Genomic DNA, 5,766 nt, shown 5'->3' with positions numbered 1-5,766 from the left:
CGGTCCCCGGGTGTATGGGCGGCCCATCATGACCCCCACGAATTCGAGTCCTGCCGCCAACGCGGTTCCTGCCGATTGGCGCGACCTGATCGCGCTGACCAAGCCGCGCGTGATGAGCCTGGTGATCTTCACCGGCCTGTGCGGTCTGCTCGCCGCGCCTGAAAGCATCCACCCCGTCCTCGGCTTCACCGCGATCCTGTGCATCGCCATGGGCGCAGGCGGCGCCGCCGCGCTCAACCAGTGGTGGGAAGCGGACATCGACGCCGGGATGAAGCGCACCGCCAAGCGCCCGCTGCCGCAGGGCCGGCTCGATCGCACCACCGCGCGCGACTTTGCCGGTATCCTGTGCGCCGCATCGGTGTTCCTGATGGGCTTCGCGATCAGCTGGCTGGCTGCCGCGATCCTCGCGATCTCGATCGTCTACTACGCCGTGATCTACACGATCTGGCTGAAGCCCCGCACCCCGCAGAACATCGTCATCGGCGGCGGCGCGGGCGCGTTCCCGCCGCTGATCGGCTGGATCGCCGCGACCGGCCACATCTCGACGATGCCGGTCGTGCTCTTCGCGATCATCTTCTTCTGGACGCCGCCGCACTTCTGGGCGCTCGCGCTTTTCGTGAAGACCGAATATGCCAAGGTGGGCATCCCGATGATGCCGGTCGTCGCGGGCGAACGCTCGACCCGCCGCCAGATCCTCGCCTACGCCGTCCTGCTGCTGCCGCTCAGCGCGCTGCCGTGGTGGCTGCCGGGCAAGGAGCACGCGGGCGCGATCTACGGCATCTCGGCGCTGGCGCTCTCCACGGTGTTCCTCGCCCTCTCGATCCGCGTCGGCCTGCGCACGCGCAGCGGCGATGACGATGCCATGAAGCCCGAGAAGCAGCTGTTCGCCTACTCGGTGCTCTACCTTTTCGCCCTGTTCGCCGCGCTCGTGGTCGATCGCTACATTCCGCTTTGAGGACGTTTCATGCCCGCGCCACAGGAACAGAAGACCATCGAACAGATCCGTCGCAGCCGTAACCGCGCCCTCGGCCTCAGCCTCGCGGCCTTCGTGGTGCTGGTGTTCTGCATCTCCATCGTGAAGATGGGCTGATGGCGGGGAAGGGCGAACCCCGCTCCAACCGTAAGGTCGCGCTGACGGCCGCTTCGGCGGCGCTGGCGATGCTCGGCCTGGGGTTCGCGTCGGTGCCGCTCTACCGCATCTTCTGCCAGGTGACCGGCTACGGCGGCACCACCCAGCGCGCGGACGAGGCCAAGGCGGCCACCGTCAAGGACAGCGGCCGGACGATATCGATCCGTTTCGACGCCAATGTCGAGCGCAACATGCCCTGGCAGTTCAAGCCGCTCCAGCGCACCGACACGGTATCAATCGGCGCCCGCGACATGGCGCTGTTCTGGGCCAAGAACGACAGCGACAAGACCGTCACCGGCACCGCCAGCTTCAACGTCGAGCCCGAACAGGCCGCGCGCTACTTCAACAAGATCCAGTGCTTCTGCTTCACCGAGCAGACGCTGAAGCCCGGCGAGGAAGTGCGCATGCCGGTGCTCTACTACGTCGATCCGGCGATCCTGACCGACCCGGACAACAAGGACGTGCAGCAGATCACGCTGAGCTATACCTTCCACGTCACGCGGGTGGAGGATGCAAAGGCACTGGACCATCCGCGCACGGGCAGTTAAGCGAAGTACCAAGAACCGTCGGCCATGATAAAACAGGGCGGCAGACGGCACACGAGATTGGATGAACGGGGACGAAGGCACCATGGCAGGTACGAAGAACCACGATTACCACATTCTTCCGCCCGACATCGCGCCCCTGGCGACGACGATCGGCGCCTTCACCTTCACCACCGGCATGGTGCTGTTCATGCACAAGATGCCCGGCGGCCATTTCGTGCCCTGGGCCGGGCTCGCGATCCTGCTGGCCTCGATGTTCATGTGGTTCTCCAAGATCGTCAACGAGGCGCACGCGGGCGACCACACGCCCGTCGTCCAGCTGCACCAGCGCTACGGCATGATCCTGTTCATCGCTTCGGAAGTGATGTTCTTCGTCGGCTGGTTCTGGGCCTTCTTCGACTTCTCGCTGTTCCCCTCCGAACTGGCGGACGTCATCGGCGGACAGTGGCCGCCCAAGGCGATCGAGGCGGTCATGGACCCCTTCGCCCTGCCGCTGCTCAACACGCTGATCCTGCTGTGCTCGGGCACCACCGTCACCTGGGCGCACCACTCGCTGATCCACGGCGATCGTGAAGGGCTCAAGAAGGGCCTGTGGGCGACGATCCTGCTCGGCGCGCTGTTCTCGTGCATTCAAGCCTACGAGTACATGCATGCCCCGTTCGGCTTCGGCGGCAACACCTACAGCTCGGCCTTCTACATGGCGACCGGCTTCCACGGCTTCCACGTGATCGTCGGCACGATCATGCTGATCGTCTGCCTCAAGCGCACCTACAACGGCGACTTCACGCCCCGCCAGCACTTCGGCTTCGAAGCGGCGGCATGGTACTGGCACTTCGTCGACGTGGTGTGGCTGTTCCTCTTCGTCGCGGTCTACATCTGGGGCGGCTGGGGCTATCCCACGCATTAATTGGCCCACGCACTGATCGAACAGATCGTTCATTCCGAAAAGGCAGCCGAAGACCGCTTCGGCTGCCTTTTTCGCATCAGGACCTGACATGCGCCGCATCCCCGTCTTCGCGACCCTCATCGTCCTTGCCGCCGTGGCGGTGATGATCGCGATGGGCTTTTGGCAACTGCGCCGCCTCCATGAAAAGGAAGCGCTGCTGGCCCACTACGCCGCCGCGCAGAAGAACCCCGCGCCCGTCGAGTGGACATCCCGAGGCGCCGGCAAGGACCTGCTCTATCGCCGCGCCCATCTCGTCTGCGCGGGCGTAGGCGACCGCAGCAGCATCGCCGGAAGCAACGCCAAAGGGGAGCCCGGCGTGGCCCAGACCGCCGAATGCACGCTGCCGGGCGGTGGCAGGGCGCTGGTGGTGATGGGATGGTCGCTCCAGCCCAACGCTGGAGCATGGCAGGGCGGAGACGTCACCGGCATGATCGCCCCCGGCCCGCGTCTTGTGGCGATGCCTGCGGTTGGCGGACTGGAGGAAAACGCGATCCCTGATCCGGCGGATCTGCCGAACAACCACTTGTCGTATGCGGGGCAGTGGTTCTTCTTCGCGGCTACGGCGTTGGTTATCTACTTTCTGGCGCTCAGGAAGAGGAAGTAGGAAGTCCTGGGGCCCCCCATATACCTTTGGCGCCCCAGACCCCCATACCGTCGTCGTCGGGCGCGCAGCAGCCTCAGCCACACATTGCGCCGCAGGCTATTTGTCTCCCGGCTCTCCGTCGGCGCGGGAGGAGGCTGCGCGCGTGATCTCGACGGTAAAGGGGTCTGGGGCGATGGCCCCAGATTCATTTCTTTCCTTCTTCACACCCTTCACGCTCTTTTCATTTCCCGCCTTCACGGCTAACCGCGCCCGATGGACTATATCAGCACCCGCGGCAGCGCTCCGGCGCTTGATTTCGAAGGCGCGACGCTTGCCGGCCTCGCATCGGATGGCGGCCTTTACGTTCCGCGTGAGTGGCCGCGTTTCTCGGCCGAGGAAATCGCGAGCTGGGCGGGGCTTCCTTATGCCGAGCTGGCCGCAAAGGTCATGGCGCCGTTCGTCGCGGGCAGTCTCACCGAAGAGCGCCTGCTGGAGCTGACCACGGCAGCTTACGGCCGTTTCGCGCATGACGGCGTAACGCCGCTCAAGCAGCTCGATTCGCAGCAGTGGTTGCTTGAGCTGTTCCACGGCCCGACGCTGGCGTTCAAGGACGTGGCGCTGCAGTTGCTGGGCCTGCTGTTCGAGGAGTTCCTTGGCCGTTCGGATCGCAACCTGACGATCGTGGGTGCGACCTCGGGCGATACCGGGTCTGCGGCGATTGACGCGGTTGCGGGGCGTGCGAAGGTGGACATCTTCATGCTCCACCCCAAGGGCCGCGTTTCGGACGTGCAGCGCCGCCAGATGACGACGGTGCTGGCGCCCAACGTGCACAACATCGCGCTGGAGCACGCCAACTTCGACGACGCGCAGGCGATCGTGAAGCGCGTATTCAACGACAAGGGCATGACCGATCGCTTCGCCATCGGCGCGGTGAACTCGATCAACTGGGCGCGCCTGATGGCGCAGGTCGTGTACTACTTCGCGGCCGGGCTGCAGCTTGGCGCGCCGCATCGCAAGGTGGCGTTCTCGGTGCCGACGGGCAACTTCGGCGACGTTTTCGCGGGCTATGTGGCGGCGCAGATGGGTCTGCCGGTCGAGAGGCTGATCGTCGCGACCAACGTGAACGACATTCTCCACCGCGCGTTGGCCGAGGGCGATTACTCGCAGGGGACGGTCACGCCGACCGCCGCGCCGTCGATGGACATTCAGGTGTCCTCGAATTTCGAGCGCCTGCTGTTCGACCTCGGGGGGCGCGACGGCAAGGCTCTGGCCGAGCAGATGGCCGGGTTCGAATCGACGAAGGCGATGCAACTGACCAACGCGCAGCGTGAGGGCGCCTCGGCGCTGTTCTCGTCGGCCCGTGCCGATGCCGACGAGATGGCCTCGACCATCCGCTGGGCTTACGAGGCGACCGGCGAACTGATCGACCCGCACACCGCCTGCGGTCTTTTCGCCGCGCGCACGGCGGGCATCGACGCGAGCGTGCCGGTCGTCACGCTGGCGACCGCGCACCCCGCCAAGTTCCCCGAGGCCGTCGAGCGCGCCACCGGCCAGCGCCCGACCCTGCCGACCCGCGTGGGCGACCTGTTCGAGCGTGAGGAAAAGTACGAAACGCTGCCCGGCACCTTCGAGGCCGTGACCGAATTCGTGGCGGCGCACGCCAGCCCGAAAGTCTGATGGCTGAGCTTGTCACAGAGCCGCTGATCCTCGCCGGAGAGGGTTGGGCGGATTACGGCCTCGTAGATTCGGGCCACGGACGCAAGCTGGAGCGCTACGGCGACTACCGCTTCGTGCGCCCCGAACCTCAGGCGATGTGGACTCCGCGGAGCGAGCATTGGGACGCCCATGGCGAGTTCGTGCCCGGTTCCGACGAGGACGGCGGTGGCCGCTGGCAGTTCGACAAGGCCGTGCCGCGCGATGGCTGGCCGCTGGCGTGGAACGAAGTTTCGTTCACCGCGCAGTGCACCCCGTTCCGTCATCTCGGCTTCTTCCCGGACATGGCGCCGGTGTGGGACTGGATGCGCGGGATGCTGGCCGGGCGCACCGATGCCAGCACGATGAACCTGTTCGGCTATACCGGCGTCGGCACTCTTGCGCTGTCGGCCCATGGCCCGGTGACGCATGTGGATGCGTCCAAGAAGTCCGTCGCGCAGGCGCGCGAGAACGCCGCTCTGGCGGGGCTGCAGGACCGCCCGGTGCGCTGGATGATCGACGACGCGGCCAAGTTCGCCGCGCGCGAAGTCCGGCGTGGGAAGCGTTACGACGGCATCATCCTCGACCCGCCCAAGTTCGGGCGCGGCCCCACCGGCGAGACCTGGCGTCTGGAAGAGCACCTTCCGGGGCTTCTCGCCGATTGCCGCAAGCTGCTCGATGCTGACAGCCGGTTCCTGTTCCTGACGGTCTATGCGGTGCGCATGTCCTCGCTGGCGCTGGCCGGGCTGATGGACGAGCTGTTCGCCGGACTTCCCGGGAAGATCGAGCATGGCGACCTGTCGGTGCGGGAAGACGGTGAGGGGCGGTTGCTGCCGACCGCGATCTTCGCGCGCTGGTCCAATCCCGAGTA

Annotated in this window: 7 protein-coding genes; all 7 read left to right on the top strand. The window is 66.0% G+C overall.

Features of this window, described 5'->3' with window-relative positions; genetic code table 11:
• The first annotated feature begins 28 nt into the window (after positions 1–28).
• Positions 29–955 carry a heme o synthase gene (locus ACYPYD_RS15745; RefSeq protein ID WP_459664120.1) on the top strand — a complete coding sequence of 309 codons (927 nt, stop codon included), beginning with the start codon at positions 29–31 and terminating at the stop codon, positions 953–955.
• Positions 956–964: 9 nt separating this feature from the next.
• Positions 965–1,090, top strand: a complete 126-nt coding sequence (locus tag ACYPYD_RS15740; RefSeq protein WP_256434530.1) for a hypothetical protein — start codon at positions 965–967, stop codon at positions 1,088–1,090.
• Positions 1,090–1,677, top strand: coding sequence for a cytochrome c oxidase assembly protein (locus ACYPYD_RS15735; RefSeq protein ID WP_008831554.1), 588 nt, complete (start codon positions 1,090–1,092; stop codon positions 1,675–1,677). Before ACYPYD_RS15740 ends, ACYPYD_RS15735 begins: the two co-directional genes overlap by 1 nt.
• An 82-nt stretch (positions 1,678–1,759) precedes the next feature.
• Positions 1,760–2,581, top strand: a complete 822-nt coding sequence (locus tag ACYPYD_RS15730) for a cytochrome c oxidase subunit 3 (RefSeq protein WP_008831555.1) — start codon at positions 1,760–1,762, stop codon at positions 2,579–2,581.
• An 88-nt stretch (positions 2,582–2,669) separates the two neighbouring features.
• Positions 2,670–3,224 carry an SURF1 family protein gene (locus tag ACYPYD_RS15725; RefSeq protein ID WP_459664118.1) on the top strand — a complete coding sequence of 185 codons (555 nt, stop codon included), beginning with the start codon at positions 2,670–2,672 and terminating at the stop codon, positions 3,222–3,224.
• A 252-nt stretch (positions 3,225–3,476) separates the two neighbouring features.
• Complete coding sequence (thrC, locus tag ACYPYD_RS15720; RefSeq protein WP_285016770.1) at positions 3,477–4,880, top strand: threonine synthase; 1,404 nt, start codon at positions 3,477–3,479, stop codon at positions 4,878–4,880.
• The coding region (locus tag ACYPYD_RS15715) for a class I SAM-dependent methyltransferase (protein ID WP_459664117.1) at positions 4,880–5,766 on the top strand (887 nt) is incomplete at its 3' end. The genes thrC and ACYPYD_RS15715, both read left to right, overlap by 1 nt.

Source organism: Novosphingobium sp. 11B (genome assembly GCF_054589055.1).
The sequence above is the reverse complement of the archived record's forward strand: the minus strand, read 5'-3'. Positions and strand labels throughout refer to the sequence as shown.